This window comes from Paractinoplanes rhizophilus (assembly GCF_042664765.1).
GTDB classification, from domain to species: domain Bacteria; phylum Actinomycetota; class Actinomycetes; order Mycobacteriales; family Micromonosporaceae; genus Actinoplanes; species Actinoplanes rhizophilus.
The window spans coordinates 16,403-38,254 of record NZ_JBHTBJ010000028.1 but is presented as its reverse complement, the minus strand read 5'-3'; the positions used below and the strand labels follow the sequence as shown (position 1 = coordinate 38,254).

General features: G+C 73.4%; 19 protein-coding genes. 11 read left to right on the top strand and 8 right to left on the bottom strand.

What is annotated here, in order from left to right; genetic code table 11:
• Window positions 1-68: 68 nt before the first annotated feature.
• Window positions 69-1,844: a glycosyltransferase gene (locus ACFQS1_RS28915; protein WP_378974382.1), complete on the top strand. Its 1,776-nt coding sequence runs from the start codon at window positions 69-71 to the stop codon at window positions 1,842-1,844.
• On the opposite strand, the gene fgd is transcribed toward ACFQS1_RS28915, so the two are convergent.
• Together fgd and ACFQS1_RS28905 are read right to left on the bottom strand one after the other, a co-directional pair.
• Window positions 1,841-2,839 (bottom strand): glucose-6-phosphate dehydrogenase (coenzyme-F420), encoded by a 999-nt coding sequence (gene fgd / locus ACFQS1_RS28910; protein WP_378974379.1) that lies wholly within the window; start codon window positions 2,837-2,839, stop codon window positions 1,841-1,843. The genes ACFQS1_RS28915 and fgd overlap by 4 nt on opposite strands.
• A gap of 9 nt (window positions 2,840-2,848) precedes the next feature.
• The gene (locus ACFQS1_RS28905) at window positions 2,849-4,672 is read right to left on the bottom strand and encodes a sigma-70 family RNA polymerase sigma factor (RefSeq protein WP_378974376.1); all 1,824 of its coding nucleotides are present in this window, start codon (window positions 4,670-4,672) and stop codon (window positions 2,849-2,851) included.
• Between the two features lie 152 nt (window positions 4,673-4,824).
• Between ACFQS1_RS28905 and ACFQS1_RS28900 the strand changes: the two genes are divergently transcribed.
• The 4 genes from ACFQS1_RS28900 to ACFQS1_RS28885 all read left to right on the top strand — a co-directional run bounded on the left by ACFQS1_RS28900 (window position 4,825) and on the right by ACFQS1_RS28885 (window position 7,890).
• Entirely contained in the window at window positions 4,825-5,217 is a 393-nt protein-coding gene (locus ACFQS1_RS28900) for an ATP-binding protein (protein WP_378974373.1), read from the top strand.
• Between the two features lie 85 nt (window positions 5,218-5,302).
• On the top strand, window positions 5,303-6,445 hold the full coding sequence (locus ACFQS1_RS28895) for a PP2C family protein-serine/threonine phosphatase (RefSeq protein ID WP_378974371.1): 1,143 nt from the start codon (window positions 5,303-5,305) through the stop codon (window positions 6,443-6,445).
• A gap of 80 nt (window positions 6,446-6,525) precedes the next feature.
• Window positions 6,526-6,990, top strand: a complete 465-nt coding sequence (locus tag ACFQS1_RS28890) for a MarR family winged helix-turn-helix transcriptional regulator (RefSeq protein ID WP_378974368.1) — start codon at window positions 6,526-6,528, stop codon at window positions 6,988-6,990.
• 15 nt (window positions 6,991-7,005) lie between these two features.
• A complete protein-coding gene (locus tag ACFQS1_RS28885) occupies window positions 7,006-7,890 on the top strand; it encodes an LLM class flavin-dependent oxidoreductase (RefSeq protein WP_378974366.1) in 885 nt (294 codons plus the stop codon).
• Window positions 7,891-8,040: 150 nt separating this feature from the next.
• On the opposite strand, the gene ACFQS1_RS28880 is transcribed toward ACFQS1_RS28885, so the two are convergent.
• Window positions 8,041-8,385, bottom strand: a complete 345-nt coding sequence (locus ACFQS1_RS28880; protein WP_378974363.1) for a histone-like nucleoid-structuring protein Lsr2 — start codon at window positions 8,383-8,385, stop codon at window positions 8,041-8,043.
• A gap of 202 nt (window positions 8,386-8,587) precedes the next feature.
• On the opposite strand from ACFQS1_RS28880, the gene ACFQS1_RS28875 reads away from it, so the two are divergent.
• Both ACFQS1_RS28875 and ACFQS1_RS28870 read left to right on the top strand, forming a co-directional pair.
• A complete protein-coding gene (locus ACFQS1_RS28875) occupies window positions 8,588-9,016 on the top strand; it encodes a hypothetical protein (RefSeq protein WP_378974360.1) in 429 nt (142 codons plus the stop codon).
• A gap of 62 nt (window positions 9,017-9,078) precedes the next feature.
• Window positions 9,079-10,263 carry a D-alanyl-D-alanine carboxypeptidase family protein gene (locus ACFQS1_RS28870; RefSeq protein WP_378974358.1) on the top strand — a complete coding sequence of 395 codons (1,185 nt, stop codon included), beginning with the start codon at window positions 9,079-9,081 and terminating at the stop codon, window positions 10,261-10,263.
• Window positions 10,264-10,275: 12 nt separating this feature from the next.
• Here the strand turns inward: ACFQS1_RS28870 and ACFQS1_RS28865 are convergent, their stop codons facing one another.
• Window positions 10,276-10,776: a DUF456 domain-containing protein gene (locus ACFQS1_RS28865; RefSeq protein WP_378974352.1), complete on the bottom strand. Its 501-nt coding sequence runs from the start codon at window positions 10,774-10,776 to the stop codon at window positions 10,276-10,278.
• 190 nt (window positions 10,777-10,966) lie between these two features.
• On the opposite strand from ACFQS1_RS28865, the gene ACFQS1_RS28860 reads away from it, so the two are divergent.
• On the top strand, window positions 10,967-11,887 hold the full coding sequence (locus tag ACFQS1_RS28860; RefSeq protein WP_378974349.1) for a sigma-70 family RNA polymerase sigma factor: 921 nt from the start codon (window positions 10,967-10,969) through the stop codon (window positions 11,885-11,887).
• 131 nt (window positions 11,888-12,018) lie between these two features.
• On the opposite strand, the gene ACFQS1_RS28855 is transcribed toward ACFQS1_RS28860, so the two are convergent.
• Window positions 12,019-14,352: a HelD family protein gene (locus tag ACFQS1_RS28855; protein WP_378974347.1), complete on the bottom strand. Its 2,334-nt coding sequence runs from the start codon at window positions 14,350-14,352 to the stop codon at window positions 12,019-12,021.
• A 160-nt stretch (window positions 14,353-14,512) separates the two neighbouring features.
• Between ACFQS1_RS28855 and ACFQS1_RS28850 the strand changes: the two genes are divergently transcribed.
• Window positions 14,513-15,025: a hypothetical protein gene (locus ACFQS1_RS28850; RefSeq protein ID WP_378974345.1), complete on the top strand. Its 513-nt coding sequence runs from the start codon at window positions 14,513-14,515 to the stop codon at window positions 15,023-15,025.
• A 40-nt stretch (window positions 15,026-15,065) separates the two neighbouring features.
• Here ACFQS1_RS28850 and ACFQS1_RS28845 read toward each other — a convergent pair whose 3' ends face one another.
• Complete coding sequence (locus ACFQS1_RS28845) at window positions 15,066-15,932, bottom strand: sigma-70 family RNA polymerase sigma factor (RefSeq protein WP_378974342.1); 867 nt, start codon at window positions 15,930-15,932, stop codon at window positions 15,066-15,068.
• 172 nt (window positions 15,933-16,104) lie between these two features.
• Between ACFQS1_RS28845 and ACFQS1_RS28840 the strand changes: the two genes are divergently transcribed.
• Complete coding sequence (locus ACFQS1_RS28840) at window positions 16,105-17,670, top strand: DEAD/DEAH box helicase (RefSeq protein WP_378974340.1); 1,566 nt, start codon at window positions 16,105-16,107, stop codon at window positions 17,668-17,670.
• A 117-nt stretch (window positions 17,671-17,787) separates the two neighbouring features.
• Here ACFQS1_RS28840 and ACFQS1_RS28835 read toward each other — a convergent pair whose 3' ends face one another.
• Window positions 17,788-20,610, bottom strand: coding sequence for a helix-turn-helix transcriptional regulator (locus tag ACFQS1_RS28835; protein WP_378974337.1), 2,823 nt, complete (start codon window positions 20,608-20,610; stop codon window positions 17,788-17,790).
• A 72-nt stretch (window positions 20,611-20,682) separates the two neighbouring features.
• Between ACFQS1_RS28835 and ACFQS1_RS28830 the strand changes: the two genes are divergently transcribed.
• On the top strand, window positions 20,683-21,291 hold the full coding sequence (locus tag ACFQS1_RS28830) for a dihydrofolate reductase family protein (protein WP_378974335.1): 609 nt from the start codon (window positions 20,683-20,685) through the stop codon (window positions 21,289-21,291).
• Between the two features lie 21 nt (window positions 21,292-21,312).
• Here ACFQS1_RS28830 and ACFQS1_RS28825 read toward each other — a convergent pair whose 3' ends face one another.
• The gene (locus ACFQS1_RS28825; protein WP_378974332.1) at window positions 21,313-21,828 is read right to left on the bottom strand and encodes a YceI family protein; all 516 of its coding nucleotides are present in this window, start codon (window positions 21,826-21,828) and stop codon (window positions 21,313-21,315) included.
• Between the last annotated feature and the right edge of the window lie 24 nt (window positions 21,829-21,852).

Genomic DNA, 21,852 nt, shown 5'->3' with positions numbered 1-21,852 from the left:
CCATGCCTCCCTCCCCGCTCAACCCAGCGACGAACCGTCACCGCCGACCATCACCGTCTGTAACCGTCGTGATCCCGGTCCGCGACCCCGGCGCCCTCCCGCTGACACTGCGCGGCCTCCCCCCGGTCGACGAGGTCATCATCGTCCGCGAGACGCCCGCCGCGGTCCCCGCCGGCCCGGCTTCGGCTTCATCCCGTTCCGCGTCGCCGGCGGACGTCGCGGCAACCGTCCGCGCTGCCCGGCCGGACGCCCGGGTGCTCGCCGCGGGCCGGCCCGGCCCCGGCAATGCCCTGGCCACCGGCCTGGCCGCCGCGAGCTGCGACGTGGTGGTGACGCTGAACGGCGACGGCTCCACCGATCCGGCCGAGATCCCGCGGTACGTGGCCGCGCTGGTCGCCGGCGCCGACGTGGCGGTGGGCTCCCGCTACCGCGAGGGCGGCCGCGACCTGACCGGCGGCCGTTTCCGCCGCTGGGCCAACGTCCTGCTGATCTGGGTCGTCAACACGCTGTTCGGCGTCCGCCGCACCGACCCGGGCTTCGGCTACGCCGCCTTCTGGCGCGACGCCCTCGCCCACCTCGACCTCCCCGGCCCGTCCCCCCGCACCGGCGCCGCCCGCCACGACCCATCCGGCCGAACCGGCACCGCCCGCCACGACCCATCCGCCCGGGCCGGCGCCGCCTGGGGCGACGGTCCTGGCCCGTCCGCCCGGATCGGCGGCCGGTTCGACCGGCCCGGCCGGACCGGACGGATCGGCGCCGCCTGGGGCGACGGCCCCGAGCTGGGCCCGCTGCTGACGCTGCGCCCGTCGATCCGCGGCCTGCGCGTCGCCGAGGTGGCGAGCGTCGCCTACCCCCGGATGAACCGCCCGGCCCGCGCCGGACGCATCGGCCTGCGCCACTGGCTCCGCCTCCTGGCCACCGAGTACCCGCACCGCCAGGGCCGCCACGCCGCCGGCGCGGACTTCCCGTCCGAGGCCCCCGCCGGCGGCCTGGCCCCCGGGACCGGCGGTCACGCGCCCGGGACCGGCCCTGACCCGCTCGGGACCGGCGGTCACGCGCCCGGACCCGGCGGTCTCGCGGCCGGACCCGGCGATCACGCGGCAGGACCCGGCGGTCTCGCGCCCGCGAACGGCGGTAGGTCGGCCGGGACCGGACGGGCGGGTTCCACCGCCGACCTGGGCATGGCCGGCGCCGGTGCCAGCGACGCGGAATGGCCCGGCGCTGACCGCCGGTCGCCGGGCGTGCCGATCTGGGCTCCCTCCCGGCGGCGACCGTCACCCTCGCGCGACCTGTGGCTGGCCGGGGAGAATCCGGTCCCGCACACGTCGCCGCGCTCGATCGCCAACGTGACTCCGCATGCCTGGCGCACCGGCTATCCCGGCCGCGCCGCCGGCCCGGACGCCAAGCCGCGCTGGGCCGAGGACGTCCGCCCGGACTCCGCCGCGTCGCCATGGGACTCGCCCGCATCGAGCCTGGGCTCCGCACCGAGCCTCGACCCGGCGTCGGGCTCGGACTCGGCATCGGAAGCGGACCCGGCATCGCGGATCGACCCTGCAACGCCCGGCTTCGACCCTGCGTCGGGCTGGAACCCCCGGAGCCCGGGCTTCGATCCTGCGTCGGGCGGGAACTCTGCGGCGCCGTGCTTCGACCCCGCGGCGCCGGGCCTGTTCCCGCCGCGGCCGCCGGCCGCGCCGCGGCGCGAGGTGGGCACCAAACGCCGTCGGATCGAGGGGCTCCGCCAGCGGCCCGATCTGCGGGTCATCAACGGCGAGGGGAACGGGAGCGGGCGCACCCGAAGTGGTCGGCTGCGCCCGGTCCCGAAGGAGAACCTCGGCGGCGGCTAAGCGGCGGCGCGGAGGTTGGGCAGGATCTGGTCGGCGTAGAGGCGCAGGAAGCGCTCCTGGTCGGGGCCGGGCGCGTGGAAGACCAGGTGCTTGAAGCCCATGTCCAGGTATTCCTGCACCCGGTCGCAGTGCTCATCCGGGTCGGCGGAGCAGATCCAGCGGGTCATCGTGCGCGCGACCGGGAGGGCGTCGGCGCGGCGCTGCATCTCCAGGGGATCCTCGACGCCGGTCTTCTCCTCGGGCGAGAGGGCCAGCGCGCCCCAGTAGTGGGTGTCGTTGCGGGCCCGTTCCAGGTCGGCGTCGAAGGAGACCTTGACCTCGATCATCAGATCCAGGTCGTCGAGCTTGCGACCGGCCTTCTCGGCGCCCTCGCGGACGGCGGGAAGCAACGTTTCCGTGTAGAGCTCGTGGCCCTTGCCGCTGGTGGTGATGAAACCGTCGGCGATGCGCCCGGCCAGGCGGGTGGCGGCCGGGCCGGAGGCGCCGATGTAGATCGGGACCGGCGTCTCGGGCTTGTCGTAGATCGTCGCGTTCTCGGTGCGGTAGAACTGGCCGTCGTAGCTGACCCGATCCTCGCGCCAGAGCTTCTGGATCAGTTGCACCGACTCCTTCAGCCGCGCGAAACGCTCCTTGCCGTCCGGCCACGCGAGGCCGAGCGGCACCTCGTTGAGCGACTCGCCGGAGCCGACACCGAGCACCACCCGGCCGGGGGCCAGCATGCCGAGCGTGGCGAACGCCTGAGCGACGACCGCCGGGTGGTAGCGGAACGTCGGGGTGAGCACGCTGGTGCCGATCAGCACCCGCTCGGTGCGGGCCGCGAGCGCGCCCAACCACGGGAGCGCGGCCGGCGCGTGGCCGCCGTCATGCCGCCAGGGCTGCAGGTGATCGGAGACGAAAACCGAGTCGAAGCCCAGTTCCTCCGCTAGCACGCTGTAACCGAGAAGCTCCGCCGGCGCGAACTGCTCGGCCGACGCCTTGTACCCGAACCGAATCATGACTCGACCCTAACCCGCCGCTTTGTAGGCCTTCCCCGCCGCGGTGGGAGAATCCCCGTCCCGGTAGAGGCCGAAGGCGGCGCTGTCGCCGACCGCGGGCAGGCCGAACCAGGCGTACCGCTCGACGAACGACCGCTTCTGCAGGCCGGACGTGGCGCCCTCGATGAAGGTGACCAGCTGCGACGACGACGGGTACTTGGGCGAGCCGGAGAAGTTCAGCAGGCCGAACTCGGTGATCCAGACGGGCTTGCCGTAGCGCTTGTGCACGGCGTCGACGTACCCGAGGAACTGGCCGACCGCGGCGGCGCTGAAGTCCGACCCGTACCAGTGCAGGGTGATGAAGTCGACCCGGTAACCCTTGTCCTTCGCCCCGCTCATGAATCGGTCGAGCCACCCGCCGGCGGTGTCACCGCCGTACGCGACGGACGGACTCCCCAAGCGCAAGCCGGTCGCCTGGAGCTTGGGCCACGCGGCCAGGGCCTCCTCGACGCTCATGTCGGCCTGACCGGCCATGTCGGGCTCGTTGAAGCCGAGCAGCTCGCCGCCGCTCTCCTTCTTGGCCCGCGCGATGGTGCCGTCGGTGGCGTCGCCCTTGGCCCGGATCATCGGGACGAACTCGACGCCGGAGGGGCCGGGCATGTCGTCGTTGTTCGACGCCCAGTTGTAGTACCAGCCCGCGCCGACGTCGGCGAGCGCCGCCTTGAGGCCGGTGAACTGCCAGACGCCGACGCCCTTCTTCCGGCTCGCCGTCGCGGTGATCACGGCGGCCGGCTTCTTGACGGTCCGGGGCGGCGTCGGGGACGGCTTCGGCGAAGACGGCGAAGACGGCGACGGCGGAACGGTCGTGGGCCGGACTGCGGCAGGCGCCGAGGTGACGACCACGGCCGCGGTGGGCCGCTGCGGTGGCGCGGACCGGTGATAGACGACCACGGCCGTCCCGGCCCCGGCCACCGCGGTGGTCGCGAGGGCCGCGGTCAGCACCTTCTGCGAGACGCTCAGCCCGATCTTGGTGGCGAGATGAGCGCCGCCGGAGGAGGCGACGGCCGAACCCCCGAGCGATCCGCCGGCCGCGCCGGCCAGCGACGCGGGGATCGGCACCAGGGCCATCCCGGCCAGCAGACGCTCGGCCGCGACCAGGTTGTGCCACGCGGGGGTGCAATGCGCGCAGTCGCGGGTGTGCCGGGCAATGCGCTTGCGCCACAGCGCGCCGGGCGTGCCGTCCCAGTGCACGGTGAGCAGGCGCAGGTCGGGGCAGGGCGGCTGGGCGGCCAGCGCCCGCACCACCACGCGGGCGGTCTCCAGCTGGCCCTTCATCCGCTGGATGCGCACGGCGGCGTGCTGGCGGCTGACCTCGGTGGCCGCGACGATCTCGTCGCGGGTGAGCTCGCCGGACGCCTCCAGCCACCACAGCGAGAGCAGCTCGCGGTTCTCCTCGTCGAGCCAGCGGGTCGCCTCGGCGGTCTCGCGGCGCTGACCGGACAGCTCGAGGCGGGTGATGGCCAGGTCGGTGAAGTCGGCGCCGGGATCGCGTACGTCCTCGTGGACCAGCGCGTCGGGCGCGCCGCGCCGGGACCGGAACCGCTCCCGCACCTGGCGGACGGTGATCGCCACCAGCCAGGACCGGAACGACTCGGGCTCGCGGAGGTCGCCGAGGTTGCGCAGCACCCGCAGCATCACCTCCTGCACCACGTCGTCGACATCGGCGTGGCCCTCCAGGGCCCGGCCGACGATGGTGTAGACGAGCGGCAGATACCCCGCGACGAGCCGGTCGACGGCGGCCGGGTCGCCGGCGCGGGCCGCGATGACCGTCGCGATGTCGGGTTGATCCGCCATGTGCATACCTTTCGTCGTGCGTCCCCCGCCCGTGGTTTGCCGGGCGACCATAGGGGGACGCGCGAGCCGTACATGGATAACACGTTTCCCGGGGGCCACCTGGATGAGCACCGTCGCGATTAACCTGCCCGGACGCCGGGCACAAAAGAGCCATGCGTATGACCGTCCGGCTCGACCTGCCGCGCGAGGCCGGCAGCGTTCCCGCCGTGCGCCGGCTGCTGCGCAGCGCCCTCGCGGTCCTGCACGTCGACCCGGAGTCCCGCGCCGATCTGGAGCTGGCGATCACCGAGGCCTGCGCCAATGTGGTTCACCACGCGTCCGGCACGGAGTGCTTCGAGGTGCTGCTCGAGGTCGCCGAGGACCACTGCGCGATCGACGTCCGCGATGACGGGGTGGGCTTCGACCCGGCCGCGGTCGGCCCGCCCGGATCCGGGAGCGAGCGCGGCCGCGGGCTCTTCCTGATCAAGGCGCTCGCCGAGAACGTACGGATGCACTCCACGCCTCGCAGCGGCAGCCTGATCCATTTCGAGAAGTCGTTCGCCTAGCCAGGGGTTCGTCATTCGCAGCGAACCGCAAGCGCCTATAGTGCTTGCACTTCGGCAATAGTTGCCGACCGGGAAAGGAGATCGCGTGTCCGACGGCCCGGCATCGGTCGGCGCACAGCTGCGCGCGGCGCCGCCCGATCGCCTCCCCGAGGTCACTGCCGAGCACCTGCGCGCTGATCACGCCGCCGACCGGGTCGAGGTGCTCCTCGGCGATCTGAGCCTGTCGGCCCTGTGGCCGGTGCTCGACCCCGAGGGCCCCACCGGCGGCCTCCTGGAACAGCGCTGCTTCGGCAGCCAGCTGCCGGTGGTCGACCCGCGCCCGGACGGGCCCACCAAGATACTGCTGCCGCTCACCGTCTGGGGCGACCGGCTCGGCGTGCTGAGCCTGGAGACCACGCGCGAGGCCGGCCAGGAGCTGACCGCCGAGCTCACGGTGATCGCCGACGAGCTCGCCATGGCGTTGCGCACCGCCGACAAGGACACCGATCGCTACCACCGGGTGCGCCGCCGGCAACGGCTGACCATGGCGGCCGAGCTGCAATGGGAGCTGCTGCCCGGGCGCTCGCTCAACGGCGAGCGGTTCCGGCTGGCCGGGGCGCTGGAGCCGGCGTACGCCGTCTACGGCGACCACTACGACTGGTCGGTCACCGGCGACCGGCTCACCGTCACCGTGCTCAACGGGCACGGCGACGGGATCGAGGCCACGCTGCTCACCGCGGTCGCCGTCAACGCCATGCGCAACGCCCGCCGGGCCGGGGCCGGCATCGTCGAGCAGGCCGAGCTGGCCTCCGACGCAGTCTACTCGCGGCACGGCGGCAACTCGTACGTGGCCACGCTGCTGCTCGAGATCGGGCTGGGCGACGGCGCGGTGGAGGCGGTCGACGCCGGCTCGCCGAAGGCGATGGTGGCACACGACCGTGACATCCGGCCGATCACGCTGGAGCAGCAGCTGCCGCTCGGGATGTTCGGCGACACCCGGTACGAGACGCAGAAGTTCCAGCTCGAGCCGGGCGACCGGCTGCTGGTGGCCAGCGACGGCGTGCATGCCGCGGCGCCCGGCGGGCGGACCGCGTACGGGGTGTCCGCGCTGCTGACCGCCCTGCGCCGCACCCGGCTGCAGCCACCGTCCGAGGCGGTCGGCACGGTCATCCGAGGGCTGCGCGAGTACCACGACGGGCTCGACGCGGACGACGACGCGGTGCTCGTCTGCTTGGATTGGCTCCGGTAGCCAAGCATGATCCGGCTCATCAGGGGGTAGTCGCTCCGGCACCACATCGATGGCGTCTGCAGAACAAGGAAATATCCGACATGGACGACCGGATCACCCACGTCGCCGCGGCCGTCGAGTCGGCGGCCGAGTCCCTTGTGTCGGTGCTCGACGCCGCCCGGACCGCGCAGACCCCCACGGTGCCGCCCGCTCAGCTGCGCGTGCTGGCATTCATCCAGGACAATCGGCAGACCAACATGAGCCGGCTGGCCGAGGCGCTCGACGTGGTCCCGTCCTCGGCGAGCCGGCTCTGCGACCGGCTGGAGGCGGCGGGCCTGCTGCGCCGGGTGCCCGACCCGCGGGACCGGCGCGAGGTGCGGCTGATGCTCACCTCGTCGGCCCGGCGGCTGCTCGACGAGATCCGCGAGCGTCGCCGGGTGGCGCTGGCCGAGGTGCTCGACCGCATGCCCGAGCCGTCCCGCGAGGAGCTGCTGCGCTCGCTCACCGCGTTCGCCGCGGCGTCGGCGCCGGCCGAGGAGGAAACGGCCGATTTGCGTACGGCCTGAGGTAGGTTGCCGGGCATGCGCATCGGCATCGTGATCCTCCCCGACCGGCGCTGGGCGGAGTCCGCCGGGCGCTGGCGCCGCGCCGAGGAGTACGGCTTCGACCACGCCTGGACGTACGACCACCTCGGCTGGCGCGACCTGGCCGACGGTCCCTGGTTCGACGCCGTGCCGACGCTGACCGCCGCCGCCACCGTGACCAGCCGGATCAGGCTGGGCACGTACGTGGCGTCGCCGAACTTCCGGCACCCGGTGCACTTCGCCCGCGAGGTGACCGCGCTCGACGACATCTCGGGCGGCCGGCTGCTGCTCGGGCTGGGCGCCGGCGGCACCGGCTTCGACTCGGCGGTGCTCGGCGAGCCCGAGCTGACCCCGCGCCGGCGGGTCGACCGGTTCACCGAATTCCTCGAGCTGCTCGGCACGATCCTGGCAAACCCGGCGACGACCTGGCGCGGCGAGTGGTATCAGGCGGTCGGCGCGCGCAGCATCCCCGGCCCGCTGCAGCGGCCGCGGCCGCCGTTCATCGTGGCGGCCAACGGCCCACGGACGCTGCGGCTGGCCGCCGGGCACGGCGACGGCTGGGTCACCACCGGCGCTCACGACGTCCCGGACGCGCGGTCGTGGTGGCGGTCGGTAGCGGAGACCGTTGCCCGCTTCGAAGAGGCGTTGAGCGCGGCCGGCCGACCGCCGGACGCGATGCCGCGCTATCTCAACCTCGACACGTCCCCGGTCTATTCGATGACCAGCGTCGACGCCTTCACCGACGCGGTCGGGCGGGCCGCGGCCCTCGGCTTCACGGACGCCATCACCCATTGGCCACGGGCATCGAGTTGGTACGCCGGCGACGAAAAGGTCCTCGACGCGGCGGCCGCCGAACTACCAACTCTTCGGACGCTTTCCTAGAGAGCCACACACGCGATCACCCCGCCGATGAGGAGACAGACGATTTCCGTCGCCGCGGGGTTTGCGGCGCCGGAAATCATCTGTCTCCTCATCGGCCCCGAAGGGGCGATCGCCCGCGGAGCGAAGCGGAGCCAGCCAGCTCAGCTCAGCTCAGCCGTTCGCCGCCCGGTAGGCGTCGGTGACCGACTGCGGAATGCGCCCACGCTCGGAAATCTGGTGCCCGTTGGCCTGGGCCCACTCGCGGATCGCCCGGTTCTCGTCGCGCGAGCCCGCGGTGCGGCTGGGGGCCGCGCGCCGGGCGGGGATGCGGCCCGCGTTCCGGCCCAGCCGGGTGCCCGCGTTGATGAACGGGTCGAGAGCCTTGCGCAGCTTCCCGGCATTGGCCTCGGAAAGGTCGATCGTGTAGTTAATACCGTCCAGGCTGAACTCGACCGTGCGGTCCGCCTTCTTTCCGTCCAGATCGTCGATCAGCGTGGTGATAACCTGCCGCGCCATAATGACTCCCGAGTTAATCCAGATCAACCGCGCCCAGTGTTGCTCGTAACCGGCTTCCGGCGCAACTCATCGGGCCAGAATTCGCAATTGTTTCGCTCCGTGGCCGGTCCGTTATTCAAATGGCGGGACCGGCATTCGGAGGGAAACGGGCCGGGAAAGACCGGGTGGCAGGCGGGCACGGGGATCGCTTAGGGTCGCAGGCATGGACGAGCGCGCGGCGTGGAACGAGCAGCGCCGGCGGGCCATCGACGGGCACGCGGCCGCGCTGGCCGCCGGTCGCGAGGCCGAGACGCGTCAGGCCGCCGACCTGCTGTCCTCGTTCGTCCGCCGGGCCGCCGAGCGTGGCCTGGCGCCGCACCCGCTGACCGCGCGCAGCTTCGACGGCCGCGCGACATATCGCACGAGCGCCCGCGGGTGGTATCTGAAATCCAATCGCTCGGTCGCCGTCGGCGAGCACGGCGAGTATTACGTCCTGACCGTTCCGTCATCGTGGCGCGCCCGGTTCGCCGGCGCCGACCTGTCCCCCAGCACCCCCAGGCTGATCGTCGGCGCGGGCGGCGGTGACGGCGAAACCATTCCGCTGGCTCGGCTTCTCGAGCAGCGGCTCGACGCGGGAGTCACCTGGCCTTGATCCGCATCCCCCGAAGCCGGATCGCTGCGGCGCTGGCCGCCACCACAGTCGCGGTAGTAGCGGTGATCACTACCCCCGCGACCGCCGCCGGCGCAGCCGACATTCCGTGTCCGAAGCCCAAGGTGGCAAAACCGGCCGGCATCCCCCCGCGGCCGGTGCCGCCGCCCGACGATCCGGTCGACAGCGCGGTCGGCGGCGACGCGCTCGCCACCCACGGCCTGATCGTTCCGGCCGGCGCGAAACGGCCGCCCGCGGTCACGGCGACCACCTGGATGGTCGCCGACCTCGACACCGGCGAGGTGCTCGGCGGGTGCGGCCCGCACGTCTACCAGACCCCGGCGAGCGTGCAGAAGACGCTGCTGGCCGCCACGGTGATCGACAAGCTCGACCCGAAGCAAACCATGACCGTGGTGCGCAGCGACCTGGACATCGAGGTCAACAGCTCGGCGGTGGGCCTGGTCGTCGGCGGCAAGTATCCGATCTCCACGCTCTGGCTCGGCCTGATGCTCAACTCGGGCAACGACGCGGCGAACGCGCTGGCCCGGCTGGCCGGTGGCGGCGGGTCGGACGGCGTGGCCAAGACGGTGGCGGCGATGAACGCCGAGGCCCAGCGGCTCGGCGCGTACCAGACGCACGCGGTCACCCCCAGCGGCCTCGACGGCAAGGGGCAGTTCACCAGCGCGTACGACCTGGCGCTGATCGCCCGCAAGGACTTCGCGAGCGCCGACTTCCGCAAGTACGTGCTCACCAAGACCGCGCAGATGCCGGCCCAGCCGCACCTGAAGAAGGGCGGTTTCCAGTTCCAGAACGAGAACAAGCTGATCTTCAACTACCCGGGGGCGATGGGCGGCAAGACCGGCTTCACCACGGTGGCCCGGCACAGCTACATGGGCGCGGCCCAGCGCAACGGCCGCCGGCTCGTGGTGACTCTGCTGGGCGCCGAGGCCCGCCCGCTGCGCGGCTGGCAGCAGGGGGCCGCGCTGCTGGACTGGGGTTTCTCGCTGCCCCGGGACGCCTCGGTCGGCAAGCTGGTCACCCCGGAGGAGGTCGCCGAGCAGAAGGCGGCTACCGGCGACGCCCGGGCCGAGTCGACGACCGCGCCCAAGGCGGCCCCGCCCTCGATCCGGGCGGCATCCGGCCGCGACGTGATGACCGTGATCGCGGCGGGCGGCATCGCGCTGGCGCTGGCCGGCACGCCGCTGCTGCTCCTGCTCACCCAGCGCCGGCGCCGGCGCCGGTTCCGGTAACGAGCGGGCGCGTCAGGCCGCGAGCAGCCCGAACACCCAGACGACCGCGACGCCGAGCCCCGCGGTGAACTCGATCAGCATGGCCAGGCCGGCCGCGCCGAGCGCCTGCTTGGTGGCCGGCCAGGCCCGACCGGGGCCGAGCCGGGCCCGCTCGACCAGCCACACCCCGAGCACGAAGCCGAGGACCAGCCCCACCACCGGCACCACGAAGAACCCGATCAGCCCGAGCACCCCGCCGGCCAGCAGCGCCGAGTTGGGCACGCCGGCGGCTTTCAACCGCTTTCCGGGTACGAGGTACTTGATCAGCGCCCCGATCACCGCGACCAGCGTGGCGAGCACGAGAACGAGCCACTTGACCGTGCCCGGGGCGTCCCCGGCCAGCGCCCAGAACAGCACGCCGGCCCAGGCCAGCAGCAAACCGGGCAGCACCGGGATCACCACGCCGAGCACGCCGAGCGCGATGGCCACCCCGGCGATGACATTGACCGTCGTCCCGCTGTCGGTGAGGTCCATGAGACCAGCCTGCCCAATCCCGGCAAGTTCCTAAACCGCGCCCGCCGCGCCGGCGCGGAGCCGGCCGGCACAGCAACCTCGACGCACCTCAGCGTGACCGAAAGCAGTACCCGTCGCCACGGAGAGTCTTCCCCGTCAGCCGGTAGCCCGCTCGCGAACTGGGCCGCCGACAACAAACCGGGGGAACCACATGACCACCAACGTGACGAACGCCGCCGACACCGCGCCCGCCGCGACGGTGCTCTCGGCCACCGAGCAGGAGGAGCTGATCCGCACGCACATGCCGCTGGTCGGCCACCTCGTGCGCGACATGCTCACCCGCATCCCGAACCACATCCACCGGGACGACCTCACCAGCGCCGGCCTGCACGCGCTGGTGACCGCGGCCCGTGGCTGGGACCCGGACCGCGGCATCCCGTTCCACCGCTTCGCGAGCACCCGGATCCGTGGCGCCATCCTCGACGAGCTGCGCTCGCTGGACTGGGCGACGCGTTCGGTGCGGACCAAGGCGCGCGCCACCGACACCACCCGTCAGCAGCTCACCACCACGCTGGGCCGCACGCCCACCCCGGACGAGCTCGCCCAGGCGCTCGGCACCACCACCACCGACCTCCAGCAGACCGACACCGACGTGCAGCGCGCCACCGTGCTGTCGCTGCAGGGCTTCACCACCTCGAGCGCCGACGACCTGGTCACCGAGAAGACGCCGGGCCCGGAGGACATGCTGCTGCGCCGTGAGCAGATCGGCTACCTGCACCACGCGATCGGCTCGCTGCCCGAGCGGCTGCAGTACGTGATCAGCGAGTACTTCCTGCAGGAGCGGCCGATGGCCGACATCGCCACCGACCTCGGCGTCACCGAGAGCCGGATCAGCCAGCTGCGCGCCGAGGCGCTGTCGCTGCTCAAGGACGGCCTCAACACGCACCTGAACCCGGACCTCGCGCCGGTTCCGGAGAACCCGGAGAGCATCACCGCCCGCCGCCGGGCGACCTACTACGCGAGCATCGCGAACAGCACCTCGCTGCACAGCCGGCTCGCGATGACCAACGCCCACGGCCACACGACCTTCGGCCGCGGCCCGATCGACCGCTTCCCCGCCCCCGCCGCCTGACCGAGCCACCCCCTTTGCTCTGCTCACTCCGGGGAAGCGCGCTTCTTCACGGTGAGCAGAGCAAAGCTTCTTCACGGTGAGCAGAGCAAAGGGGCCCGGCAGCGTGCCGGGCCCCTTTGGCATGGGCGGCGTCAGGGAGCCAGGGCGGTCAGGACCTTGGGGAGATCGGCGGTGTGCAGGACGCCGAGGCGCTGGGTCGCCCGGGTCACGGCCACGTAGAGGTCGGAGAGGCCGCGCGGGCTCTCGGCGATGATCTCGTCGGGCTCGACCACGATCACCGCGTCGAACTCGAGGCCCTTCGCCTGGCGGACGGTCATCAGCACGACCTGGTTGAGCAGGTCGGGCTGCTCGCCGACGGCCGCTCCGGGAACGGTCTCGACCAGGTGCTTGCCGAGCTCGGGCTCGAGGGCCTCCGGCACCAGGACCCCGACACGGCCCTCGCCCACTTCGGCGGACTCCAGGCGTACGGCCGCAGTGATCTCCGCGGGAAGCGCGGCTCGCGGCACCCGGAGCGCCCACGGCGCCACGCCCGCGGACCGAACCGATCGGGGCGGCTGGAGCGCCGGGTCGACGGCCGCCAGCACGTCGGCCGCGACCGCCATCACCTCGGCCGGCGTGCGGTAGTTGACGGTCAGCTCGACCAGGTTCCAGCGCTGCGCCACGTACGGCTCGAAGACCTGCTCCCAGCCCGTGGTGCCGGCCAGCTCGGAGGTCTGCGCGACGTCGCCGACCACGGTCATCGAGCGGCTCGGGCAGCGGCGCATCAGCAGCCGCCAGGCCATCGGCGACAGCTCCTGCGCCTCGTCGACGATCACGTGGCCGAAGACCCAGGTGCGGTCGGCGGCGGCGCGCTCGGCGGCGGTACGCGTGTCGAGCACCTCGTGCCGCTCGACGAACGCGCTGGCGTCCACCACATCGGCCGCGGAGAGCACTTCGTCCTTTTCGAAGTCTTTCTCGTCCTCGAAGTCCAGCGATCGGGAGCCCTCGACGATCTCCAGCACGCCCTCGGCGTACTCGATGGCCTCGCGCCTCTCCACCGCCGCCTGCCGCTTGCGCAGCGTGTCGTCGACGCCCAGCAGCTCGGCCAGCTCGTCGAGCAGCGGCACGTCGGCCGGCGTCCACCGGGCGTCCCGCGGGCGCAGCAGCAGCGCGCTGTCCTCGGGCGGCAGATCGCCCGCCGCCGACGCCAACCGCACCGGATCGGAGAGCAGCTCGCGCAACACCCGGCGCGGGGTCAGCACCGGCCAGAAGTCGAACAGCGCCTGCTGGACGTCGATGTCCTCGCGCAGCTCGCGGCGGGTCTCGGCGAGGTCGGCCTCGGACAGCAGATTGTCCCCGCCCAGCGGGTCGGCGCCGATCCGCTCGGCGATCTGCAGCGACAGCGCGTGGATCGCCTCGGTCACGAAGATCTGCCGGGCCACGTTGTGCGGGCGGCCGGACTTGCGGGCCGCGGCCCGGGCGTCCTCGAGCACCGCCCGCTCGATGCGCAGCGGGTACCCGTCGTGGTCGACCTCGACGTAGTCGTCCGGCACGCTCTGCCAGTCCGCGACCGCCTTGCGCAGCACGTCGAGCATGCCGAGGCGGCCCTTGACGGCGGCGGCCGGCGGCGACTCGACGGCCCGGGCGCGCACGCCGGGGAACATGTCGCCGAGGGTGGCCAGCAGCACCCCGGTCTCGGCGAGCGACGGCAGCACCTGCGAGATGTAGCGCAGGAACGTCGGGTTGGGCCCGAGGATGAGCACGCCCTGCTTGGTGAGCTGGGCCCGGTACGTGTACAGCAGGTACGCCGCGCGGTGCAGCGCCACCGCGGTCTTGCCGGTGCCCGGCCCGCCCTGCACCACCATGATCCCGTTGAGCCCGGCCCGGATCACCTCGTCCTGCTCGGCCTGGATGGTCTCGACGATGTCGCGCATCCGGCCGGTGCGGCTCGCGGTGAGCGCCGACAGCAGCGCCGCCTCGCCGGTCACGTCCTCGCGCCCGCCCGGCTCCGCCGCCTCGATGTCGAGCATCTCGTCGTCGATGCCGGTGAGCACCCGCCCCCTGGTGCGCAGGTGCCGGCGGCGGGTCACCCCATCGGGCGAGACGGCGGTGGCGAGGTAGAACGAGCGGGCCGCCGGGGCGCGCCAGTCGACCAGCAGCGGGTCGCGGTCGTGCCGTTCGGCCGAGAGCCCGAGCCGGCCGATGTAACGCGGCTCACCCGCGGCGAAATCGAGCCGGCCGAAGCACAGGCCGTTTTCGACGGCATTCATCTGCGCGAGTTGCTCGGCGTAGTGCGCCCGGGTGGCCTCGCGCTGGGTGCGGCCCTGCGGGGTGCCGCCGGCCTCCAGCAGAATGGTCTTGAGACGCCGATCGGCCTGCTCACGCAGGCCGTCCAGGCGACCGTAGAGGGTGGTGAGGTACGCCTGCTCGGAACGGAGGTCGTCCGCGGCGGAGCTTGACAAATTCGCTCCCCTTTGTGGTAACATTCGTCTCCGGCAGCCATTCTTGGCTGCTTTTTTATTGCTCGACAATCGCTCAGATTAGCCCATCGACGGCCGTTCCCCAACCAGTGACGGAGCTGTCCGCAATCTGTCAAATTTCTCGGCGAGCCGTTACGCACGACCCTCGATCGCACTTAGTCCCGGCATGAACCACAACCACCCGATCACTCGTCTCGGCGCGCTCGCCCTCACCGGGGTCGCCGCCCTCACCCTCGTCTCGGCGTGCTCCGGCGACGACGAGCCCGCCGGCAACGCCGCGCAGGCCGCCGCCGGCGGGCCCGAGCCCAAGACCGTCGAGGGCGCCAAGGCCGCCGCGCAGACCGTCTTCGACCGTTTCGCGGGCGGCGACTTCGCCGGCGCCTGGGACATGTACACCACGGCCGGCAAGCAGGCGATCAGCAAGGACGACTACGTCAAGCTCAACCAGGCCTGCTCCCGCAAGGGTCTGGCGATCCAGCTGACCAGCGCCCGCATGGAGGGCACCGACAAGGCGATCGTCATCGCGAAGCAGCTGGTGGCGGCGCAGTCGTACACGATGGTCTACGAGAACGACTCCTGGAAGCTGGAGCCGGCCAAGGAGGGCCTCGCGCTCTACAAGCTCGGCGCCGCCAAGGCGATCGCCGCACAGAAGAAGGCCGGCACCTGCGCCGGTCAGTGACTCGATGCCCGCCGCCTCGAGGAAGCGGCGGGCATCGCTTTCAGGCCGCGCGGGGCAGGCCGTCCGGGCCGGTCAGGGCCAGACGCGTACGGAGGTCCCCGCGCGCGCCGATCTGGTCGTAGTAGGCGGCCCGGCGCCGGGCCACGCAGCCCTCCTTGGGCGGGCTCTGCGCCGCCATCGACGGGTCCAGGTGCGTGTTCAGCCCGTCGCGCAGCAGGGCCAGCGCCTCGGCGCGCAGCTGCGACACCCGCGACTCGGTGACGCCCAGCTCCTCGGCGATCCGGGCCATCGGCCGCTCGTCGAAGAAGTAGCCCTGGACCACCGCGCGCAGCCGCTCCGGCAGCGCGTCCACCGCGTGCCGCAGGTAGCCCAGCCGCTCCCGGCGGATCAGCATCTCCTCCGGACCGGCGCTCGGCTCGGTGACCATGTCGTCGGCCGTGGCGGTGGCGAACCCCTGGAGGCTGAAGACCACCGCGCGGTGCACGTCGTCGTCGGCGTGCTCGATGTCCTCCACCGAGCAGCCCAGCCGCTCCGCCACCTCGGACACGGTCGGCGTGCGGCCCAGCTCGGCGGTGAGCTCCTGGCGGGCCGAGTCGGTGCGCCGGGCCCGCTGCCGTACCGAGCGGCTCGCCCAGTCCAGGCCGCGCAGCTCGTCCAGCAGGGCGCCGCGCACCCGGGTGGCCGCGAACCGGGCGAACGGGACACCGCGTCCGGCGTCGAAGCCGCGGGCCGCGTGCACCAGCGCCGCGTAGCCGGCCGACATCAGGTCGTCGCGGTTGACATGCTGCGGCACTCGCGCCAGCATTTCGCGGACCAGGTGGCCGACCAGCGGCATGTGTTCCTGGACGATGTCCTCGCGGCGGCGATCGGCGTTCACGCCGCGGTCGAGGGGCAGTGCACCGCTCATGGTGGGGGATCTCCTCGCGGTAACGCCCGGGCGGGGGGAGTCCGGGCACTGAGGAGAACGGTGATCGGCCTTGAGTGCGACCCGGGTCTCATCCGGGTGCAGAACGGTTGCTTCCCGCACCGGGTAGTCTTGATCGCTTGGGGTATCCCCGACCTTTTGGAGTTCCCGCTACATGACAACCTTTACCGAGCTCGGCGTGCCAGTCGGACTGACGCAGGCGCTCGCCGCTCTCGGCATCACCACCCCGTTCCCGATCCAGGCCGCCACCCTGCCCGACTCGCTCGCCGGCAAGGACGTGCTGGGCCGCGGGCGCACCGGCTCCGGCAAGACGTACGCGTTCGCGCTGCCCGTGCTGGCCCGCCTCGCCGCCTCGGACAAGCCACGGCGGCCCGGCCGGCCGCGGGCCCTGATCCTCGCGCCGACCCGTGAGCTGGCCACCCAGATCGACGCCGCGCTGGCGCCGCTCGCGGCCACGCTCGGCCTGCGCACCCTCGTCGTCTTCGGCGGCGTCGGCGCCAACCCCCAGATCAAGGGCCTGGCGGCCGGCGTCGACGTGCTGGTGGCGTGCCCCGGCCGGCTCGACGACCACCTGCGCAACGGGCACGCGTCCCTGGACGCCGTCGAGGTCACCGTGCTCGACGAGGCCGACCACATGGCCGACCTGGGCTTCCTGCCGGTGGTGCGCCGCCTGCTGGAGCAGACGCCCCGCGACGGGCAGCGCCTGCTGTTCTCGGCGACCCTGGACAACGGGGTGGACATCCTGGTCAAGCGCTTCATGCGCCGCCCGGTGACGCACGCGGTCGACTCGGCCGCCGAGGCGCCGGTCGAGATGACCCACCACGTGCTGCACGTGCGCGGCGACGACCGGTTCGGCGTGCTCGTCGACCTGCTGGCCGCGCCCGGACGCACGGTGGTCTTCACCCGCACCAAGCGGCGGGCCAAGGTGCTGACCAAGCAGCTGGTCGCGGCCGGGGTGCCGGCCGTGGAGCTGCACGGCAACCTGGCGCAGAACGCGCGCAACCGCAACCTGTCGGCCTTCTCCGACGGCAGCGCGGAAACGCTGGTGGCGACCGACATCGCGGCGCGGGGCATCCACGTCGACGACGTGGCGCTGGTCATTCACGCCGACCCGCCGGTCGAGCACAAGGCTTACCTGCACCGCTCGGGCCGGACGGCCCGAGCGGGCGCGCAGGGCACGGTGGTCACGCTGATGACCGACGATCAACAAGCAGAGGTACGCGATCTGACGCGCAAGGCCGGTGTGCGGCCCACGACGAGCCGGACCCGTCCGGGAGACCCGCTGCTGGCGCAGCTGGCGCCCGGCGAGCGCAGGTTCGTGGCGCCGCCCTCCGTGCCGGCCCAGCCGGCGCCGTCGGGGCGTCCGGGTGGCCGTTCCCGCGGCCGCGGCGCCGGCCGGAACGCCGCTCCGGGCGGGCAGTCGTCGTCCATGCGGTCGTCGTCCACGCAGTCCCCCTCCGCGCGGTCGTCGTCGGCGCAGGCCACGGTGGGCGGGGCAAACGAGTCCGGGCGGCCGGGACGGTCCCGTGGGCGCGGCCGGGGCGCGGGTCACGGCGGCGAGCCCGCCGCTACGACCACCGCTCGGCCCGCCGCCGGGCAGGCTCGCGGCCGTCGCAACTCCGGCCAGCCCCGCGGTGGCTCGGCCCCGGCGTCCTCGGGCGGCGCGGCCGGATTCTCGGCCTCCAGCCGGGTGGGCGGCCGCCGTCACGGCGGCCGCTGAGCCGTCACGACAAGCCGGCCTCGACGGTCCGCCGGGCCCGGCATTGGCGGGAAGGTTGGCGGGTCCGGCTCGGGCGGCGCGGGCCCTTTGCTCTGCTTACTGTGCGGAAGCGGGGCCTCAGCTGGGCGTTCGGCGCTGGGTGGCCAGTCGGGCCAGGTCGGTGCGGTTGGCCACCTGTAGTTTGGCGTAGACGTGGGCCAGGTGCGTCTTGACCGTGCCGCGGCCGACGAACAGGCGGGCGGCGATCTCGACGTTGTTGAGGCCCTGCACGGCCAGCTCCACCACCGACAGCTCGGCGGGAGTGAGGCTGTCCCACCCGGCGTCCGGGCGGCGCCGGGGACCGCGGGCCTTGGCCGCATAGGCGACGGCGGTCCGCACGTCCATCGCGCGACCGCGCTCGACGGCGGCGTCTTCCGGCGACACCGGTCGGCGCGCCGCCTCCGCACCCGCGGCGGCTCGGGACGCCGCCGACCCCGCCGTGAAGTCGGCGCGCACGGGCTCAGCGGCGTCGTCCCCGAAGTCGCCGCGGGCGGGTGTGGCGGCGCCGAAGTCGGCTCGGGTTCGTTCGGCGGCGCCGGCCAGGGTGGCGGCGGTTTCGTCCGCGCCGCGCAGCTTGTTCAGGTCGGCCAGTGACTCGAGGCTGGCGAGGAAGCCGAGCACGAGGCCGTGATCGATCCGGATCCGGAGAGCCTCGTGGTGCAGCCGCAGCGCGCGTTCCGGGTCGTCGGCGCGGGCCAGCAGCGCCTGCTCGTCCAGGACGCCGGCCCGGATGCGGGGCATCGCATCGGTCAGCGGCGCCTCCCACAGCGCCCGCAGGGTGCGGGCGGCCGCCTCCCGATCGCCGGCCCGCCGCAGCGCGGTAGCCAGCACCAGCCTGGTCTCGGGGGCCAGGCCGTCATCGCTCGGCTCAGGTTGCCACCGGCCCTCCCGGCGGCACCACTCGACCGCCTCGGCGGGGTGGTCGTTCTCGAGCGCCAGCATCGCCTTGGTGCGTTCCCAGCCGGTGATGAACGGCAGGTCGTCGGTGAGCAGGCGGTCGATGGGCGCGAGCGCCTCCACCGCCTCCGCCGGGCGGCCCCGCAGGATTCGGATCTCGGCGAGGATGCAGCGGGCCGAGCCGGTCCAGTGGAAGTCGCGCAGCGGCGCCGCGGTCCGCACGGCCTGCTCGGCCAGCTCACCCGCCCGTCGCAGGTCGCCCGTGCGGGCCGTGGCCAGCGCCAGCCAGCTGAGGGCCAGCGTCGCGATCCCGCGGTCGCCGCGGGCCAGCGGGCCGGCCACCGCGGCCTCGAGGCGGGCGATCGCCTCGGGGTAATCGTCGGTGAGCACGTGGACGAGCCCGATGAACGTCTCGGCCGAGTCGGCCACGAACGCGTCGCCGGCCCGGACGGCCTCGTCGCGGGCCGCTTGCGCCTCGGCGATCGCGGCGTCCAGCCCGACCATGAGCTTCCCGACGGCGGTGAGCGCCCGGCTGATCCGCGCGGCCGCGGGGGCGCCGGCCTCGACGGCCAGCTCGCGGGCCTCGTACGCCACCTGGTACGCCTCGATGCCGGGCAGTCCGGTGTCGCCGACCAGCGCGAGCGCCGCCAGCACGTCCGCCTGCAGCGGGGTCCGCTCGTCCCCGCCGCGCTCGGCCGCCCGCCGCAGCAGCCGCACGCCCTCGCCGCCCCGGCCCTCCAGGTGCCAGAGCCAGCCGCAGGACGCCGCCAGCCGCCGCGCCCGCGACGCGTCCTGCTGGGACAGTCCCCATTCGATCGCGGCCCGGATGTCGGCGTAGGCCGCCCCGACCCGGGCCCGCCAGGTGTCCCGGTCGGTGTCCAGCAGCGGCGTGAGCCGTTCCAGCAGGTCGAGCTGGAGGTCGAGGTGCCGGTCGCGGAACCGTGCCGTCTCGCCCGCCGCGGCGAGCCGATCGAGGGCATAGGCCCGCACGACGCCGAGCATCCGGTAGCTCGCCGCCGCACCGGTCGTGTCCGCCACCACCAGCGACTTGTCGACCAGCCCCCGCAGCGCCTTCAAAGCGCCCGAGCCGACGGAAAGCGCTGCCGAGCCAGGGGAAGGCCCGGCCGAGCCGGTGGCGATGGCAGGCCCACCGGCAACCGCGGCCGGCCCCGCGGCGAGCGCGGCCGGGCCGGTGGTGAGGGCGACCACGTCGTCGGCGGTGAAGCCGGGCTCGAACACCGCCAGCCGGCGGAACAGCGCCCGCTCGTCCTCGTCGAGCAGGTCGTGGCTCCAGCGCATCGAGCCTTCGAGGGTCTGCTGCCGGAAGGGCGCGGTGCGCGCGCCCCCGTCGAGCATCGCGAGCGGGCTGCCGAGCGAGTCGGCGATCTGCGCCATCGACAGCGTGCCGGTCCAGCCGGCCGCCAGCTCGAGGGCCAGCGGCAGCCGGTCGAGCCGGTCGCAGACGCGCCGGGCCGCCGAGCGCGCCTGCGGGCCCTCGGCGCCGGCCCGGGCCAGCAACAGCTCCAGCGCGTCGGCGAGGGCCATCGGTGGCACCCGCCACACCCGTTCGCCGGCGATGCCCAGCGGGGCCTGGCTGGTGGCGAGCACGGCGATGCCGGGGCAGCCGGCCAGCAGCGCCGCGCTGACCTCGGCGGCGCCCGCCAGCACGTGCTCGCAGTTGTCGAGCACGATCAGCAGCTCGCGGTCGCGCAGCGCGGCCACCAGCGCGGGCAGCGGGTCGATGCCGGACGGCAGCAGCACGTCCAGGGCGTCCGCCACCCGGTGCGCGACGCGCTCGGCGCCGGACTCGCGTTCCAGGGCGACCCAGAAGACCTCCGGCCACTTCCGGCAGGCGCGGATGGCCAGCCGGGTCTTGCCGCAGCCGCCCGGCCCCGCCAGCGTGAGCACCCGCCCGGCCGCCAGCGCCTCGCCGATCGCCTCGACCTCGCCGGCACGGCCGACGAACGAGGACAGCTCGGGCGGCAGGTGGTGGAGAACCGGCATGCCCGAAGTCTGCCAGCAGATCTCTGCCAGGTGGCAGATGTTCCCGGGCGGCCGGCTCGACAGGATTCAGGCATGACAAACGAGAACAGCAACACCACCCGCCGGGTCGTCGCGAACATCACTCTCTCGCTCGACGGCCGGGTCAGCGGCCTCGGCGGCGAGTACGACATGGGATGGATCGTCCCGCACGCGGTGACCGAGGCCGCCCGGGATCACATGGTGCGGGTGACCGGCCCGGCCACCACCGCGCTGCTGGGCCGGAAGAACTATCAGGGCTTCGGCGGGTTCTGGCCCGCGGTCGCCAAGGACGAGAACGCCGCTGCGCAGGACCGCACGTTCGCGCAGTGGCTCGACGCGGTCGAGAAGGTGGTCTTCTCGACCACGCTGACCGAGGCGCCGTGGCCGAACTCGCGGATCGCCGGCGCCGGCCCGGCCGACGAGGTGCGCAAGTTGCGGGCACAGCCGGGCGGCGACATCGTCGTGCTCGCCAGTGTCAGCGTCATCCGGGCGCTGCTCGAGGCGGACGAGGTCGACCGGCTCAGCATCACGCTCGCCCCCGAGATCGTCGGCGGCGGCCGCCGCCTGCTCGACGACGGCCTGCCGGCCGGGTCGTGGTCGCTCACCGACCTGTCGACGACCGAGTCGGGCGCGATCTGCCTGCTCTACGACCGGACGCGCTGACTCGTCGGCGGCGCGGGTGGCTCACCCGACCGCGTGGATGTCGAGCTCGAGGTGGACGGGCCGGGCGACAATGCCCCGGCCCGCCCGCACGCCGGCGGTCACCCGGTCGAGGGTGCACCGGGCGACGCAGCGGTAGCCGTCGGCGGTCGGCTCTACGGTGTCGATGGTCAGGACCAGTTCGCTGTCGGTCCCGCGCACCGACAGCACGCCGGTCAACTGCCAGGCGCCGCCGCTTCGCCCGCATCCCGTGCTGCGGAAGGAGATGACCGGGTGGTCGTCCGCGGCGAGGAACCGCTTGCCGCGGATGTCCCGGTCGCGCTTGGGGTCGTCGCTGCGGAACGAGGCGGCGTCGATCTGCGCCGACGCGCTGGAGCGCAGCGGGTCGGCCCCGATGGTGACGGTGCCGGCGCGGATGGCCATGGTCGCGGTGACCGGCTTGAGGCCGAACGCGTGCGCGGCCGTCAGCGTGCAGGTGGAGCGGGCCAGGTCGATGGTGTAGGTGCCGGGCCGCAGGTCGGTGCTCAGGTTCGTCGTCATGCCCCCGAGCCTCGGGCTTCCCGG

Coding starts and splice junctions, on each gene's coding strand:
- ACFQS1_RS28905 (WP_378974376.1), bottom strand. CDS start 4,672: ATGGCGGATCAACCCGACATCGCGACGGTCATCGCGGCCCGCGCCGGC.
- ACFQS1_RS28900 (WP_378974373.1), top strand. CDS start 4,825: ATGCGTATGACCGTCCGGCTCGACCTGCCGCGCGAGGCCGGCAGCGTT.
- fgd (WP_378974379.1), bottom strand. CDS start 2,839: ATGATTCGGTTCGGGTACAAGGCGTCGGCCGAGCAGTTCGCGCCGGCG.
- ACFQS1_RS28885 (WP_378974366.1), top strand. CDS start 7,006: ATGCGCATCGGCATCGTGATCCTCCCCGACCGGCGCTGGGCGGAGTCC.
- ACFQS1_RS28855 (WP_378974347.1), bottom strand. CDS start 14,352: ATGTTACCACAAAGGGGAGCGAATTTGTCAAGCTCCGCCGCGGACGAC.
- ACFQS1_RS28890 (WP_378974368.1), top strand. CDS start 6,526: ATGGACGACCGGATCACCCACGTCGCCGCGGCCGTCGAGTCGGCGGCC.
- ACFQS1_RS28830 (WP_378974335.1), top strand. CDS start 20,683: ATGACAAACGAGAACAGCAACACCACCCGCCGGGTCGTCGCGAACATC.
- ACFQS1_RS28880 (WP_378974363.1), bottom strand. CDS start 8,385: ATGGCGCGGCAGGTTATCACCACGCTGATCGACGATCTGGACGGAAAG.
- ACFQS1_RS28875 (WP_378974360.1), top strand. CDS start 8,588: ATGGACGAGCGCGCGGCGTGGAACGAGCAGCGCCGGCGGGCCATCGAC.
- ACFQS1_RS28840 (WP_378974340.1), top strand. CDS start 16,105: ATGACAACCTTTACCGAGCTCGGCGTGCCAGTCGGACTGACGCAGGCG.
- ACFQS1_RS28845 (WP_378974342.1), bottom strand. CDS start 15,932: ATGAGCGGTGCACTGCCCCTCGACCGCGGCGTGAACGCCGATCGCCGC.
- ACFQS1_RS28865 (WP_378974352.1), bottom strand. CDS start 10,776: ATGGACCTCACCGACAGCGGGACGACGGTCAATGTCATCGCCGGGGTG.
- ACFQS1_RS28835 (WP_378974337.1), bottom strand. CDS start 20,610: ATGCCGGTTCTCCACCACCTGCCGCCCGAGCTGTCCTCGTTCGTCGGC.
- ACFQS1_RS28860 (WP_378974349.1), top strand. CDS start 10,967: ATGACCACCAACGTGACGAACGCCGCCGACACCGCGCCCGCCGCGACG.
- ACFQS1_RS28825 (WP_378974332.1), bottom strand. CDS start 21,828: ATGACGACGAACCTGAGCACCGACCTGCGGCCCGGCACCTACACCATC.
- ACFQS1_RS28850 (WP_378974345.1), top strand. CDS start 14,513: ATGAACCACAACCACCCGATCACTCGTCTCGGCGCGCTCGCCCTCACC.